Raw genomic sequence first — 2548 nt, forward strand, 5'->3', positions numbered from 1 at the left:
TGGATAAGCCGGGTAAAGTGACCCACCTTCGCCGGATGAAACTGACCAGGGTAAACGAACTGCCTAGATTTGATCTATCCTTGGGTTAAACTTAGTTTTTATTTTTTAATTTTCTTCTCATTGATTCTCCTTTTATGTCGATTCTGTGTGCCGTGTGCACCAAACGGTCGAGGATGGCATCGGCCAGTGTTTTCTCCCCGATGATGTCATGCCATTTTGATACAGGTAGCTGAGAGGCTATTATGGTCGATTTTTGGCCATGCCGGTCCTCGATGATTTCCATGAGCGCGTGCCTGTTGATGTTGTCCAACGGTTTCAGGCCGAAGTCATCCAAGATGAGCAAGTCCTGTTTTTCAAGTTTGTTTATCTGTTTGTGATAGGAACCATCGGCCTTTGATGTCTTCAACATGGTAAAGAGCTTGGCGGTGTTGAAGTACATGACCTTTCGCCCCATGGAGCATGCCTGGTGGCCGATGGCCGAGGCCAGATAACTTTTTCCCACACCGGTACTACCGGTAATAAGTATGTTCTCCCTTTTTGGGATGAAGTCGCAAGAGCCTAGTCGCCGGACCAGGTTCTTGTCCAGTTGGCGTGACGGTCGGTAGTCGATAGCTTCCATGACGGCCGTATACCTGAACCTTGCGGACTTGGTCAATCGCTCTATCCTACGGTTGTGCCGGTCGTCCCATTCGCTCTGGATGAGATAGGCAATGAGTTCGTCATTGGTATAGTCGGTATCGGCACCTCCGGTTTCCATTGTTGTTGCAAAGGCCCTGTGCATTCCAAAGAACCTCATTTCTTTCATCAATTGCATTGTTTTTTCGTTCATATGTCCAGTTTTAAGTGTTTTTATTCATAGTATTTTCCGCCCCTTATGTTCTTGTGTTCGGGCATTTTCGTTCCTTCATCATTACGGTCATCGATCTGGTCCCATCCCTTTTTGAGGATGCGCTCTACCATATTGTAATTGTACGCCCCATATTCCGAGGCACGCCTACAGGCACTGTCAAGACGTTCCCTTCCGTACTTTTTGGCAAGGTGGAGTACGCCGAGGCAGGATTTGTAGGATTGCTCGGGGTGCTGCTTCTTTTCCAGGATGGCAATGATGTACCCTTTACAGTGTCCGCCGATATTGCCCGCCCAATCGATGAACCTTTCGCTGCTCCACTCGCTTACGAAACGATGGTGCGATGGCATATGGTCGGCCAAGGTGGTATAGCCGTATTTCTTCCTGTTCCTTGTATGTACGGCGAACCTTTCGTGCTTATGGTAGATCTCGACGATACTGTCGGTATAGACCAGCTTGACCTGTTTGCCTATATGTCTGTAGGGCACGCTGTAATAATGCTTGTCCTTCCCAAAATAGATATGGCTGTTCTTGTGTACGGTGGCCTGGGCATAGCGTTTTACCTCATAGCGTTTCCTTGGCAGGGGCATCAGTTCTCCCTTCTCGATTTCCATGAAAAGTGAACGCCTGGAATATTCCCTTCCCCTGAACGACATTGCGTTGTGTTTTTCCAACAGTTCCCTTATCGCCATGTTGAGATCCATTATGCTGTGGAATACCTGGTTGCGTAAAGGGGCGAACACCCTGGTATAGATTATCTTCACGGCGTTCTCCACTATGGCCTTGTCCCTTGGCCTATAGGTACGTGTGGGCAGTACCGCCGTTTCGTAGTGTTCGGCAAAGTCGGCGAACACCTCGTTGACCTTGGGCTCGTAACGGCTGCTCTTGGTGACCGCCGACTTCAGGTTGTCGGGTACCAGGGCCTTTGGTACGCCGCCATAGAACCATAGGGAGTTCTCGGTGCAGCGGATGAAGTCCTCCAGTTTTTGGCTTGCACAGGCCTCTACATAAGTGTATTGGCTGCTGCCGAGTATACACACGAACACCTCCAGTTCCTTCAGTTCACCGGTGTCCCTGTCAACGATGTGGAGTTTCTTTCCCGTGAAGTCTATAAAGAGCTTGTCGCCGGCCTTGTGCTCCATGTGCATTACAGGCGAGGTCTCCTTGCGCCATTCGGCGTACCAGTACTTGAACTGTGAGAGTTTGAAGCCATCGGGATGCTTGGCATAATATTCCTCCCACAGCAACTGTCGGGTAACCCCGGTCTTTCTTATTTCCTTGTCAAAATAGGGAAAGTACTGCCTTAAGGTCAGCAACCGTTGGCTCTTGCGCTTTTGCCCGTCCTTAAAGAGGCCGTGGAGTTCCTCCAGGGTCATCTTCTCCACTTCGTAGGCAGTAAAACGGTACCGCTTGAAGAATTCGATGTACTTCCTGACCGTGACACGGGATATGACCAATTGTTGGCTTATCCCCCGTTTGCTCGTGCCGGAGGTGTAAAGTTTGTAAATCAGTTTTGTTTTTCGCATGTCTATCTGCTTGTTCGCCATGGTGCTTTTTAACAAAAAAAGCACTTAGACTTTTTACAGATAGATCTAATCTAAAGGTGGTCCACTTTGGCCCGGCGAAGGTGGGTCACTTTCGTCCGGCCAGCTATGGTCACTTTGAACCGGCGAGGGTGGTATACTATGTCCGGCGTTTCCA

At 49.3% G+C, this 2548-nt stretch carries 2 protein-coding genes; both read right to left on the bottom strand.

Annotation, left to right across the window (positions count from 1 at the left end; all coding sequences use genetic code 11):
* Positions 1 to 91: 91 nt before the first annotated feature.
* Positions 92 to 829, bottom strand: coding sequence for an IS21-like element helper ATPase IstB (gene istB / locus SD450_RS19495; RefSeq protein WP_318346007.1), 738 nt, complete (start codon positions 827 to 829; stop codon positions 92 to 94).
* A 20-nt stretch (positions 830 to 849) separates the two neighbouring features.
* Positions 850 to 2394 carry an IS21 family transposase gene (istA, locus tag SD450_RS19500; protein WP_318346008.1) on the bottom strand — a complete coding sequence of 515 codons (1545 nt, stop codon included), beginning with the start codon at positions 2392 to 2394 and terminating at the stop codon, positions 850 to 852.
* Between the last annotated feature and the right edge of the window lie 154 nt (positions 2395 to 2548).

It is taken from the genome of Flagellimonas baculiformis (genome assembly GCF_033441575.1).
Taxonomy (GTDB): domain Bacteria; phylum Bacteroidota; class Bacteroidia; order Flavobacteriales; family Flavobacteriaceae; genus Flagellimonas; species Flagellimonas baculiformis.

Coding starts and splice junctions, on each gene's coding strand:
- istB (WP_318346007.1), bottom strand. CDS start 829: ATGAACGAAAAAACAATGCAATTGATGAAAGAAATGAGGTTCTTTGGA.
- istA (WP_318346008.1), bottom strand. CDS start 2,394: ATGGCGAACAAGCAGATAGACATGCGAAAAACAAAACTGATTTACAAA.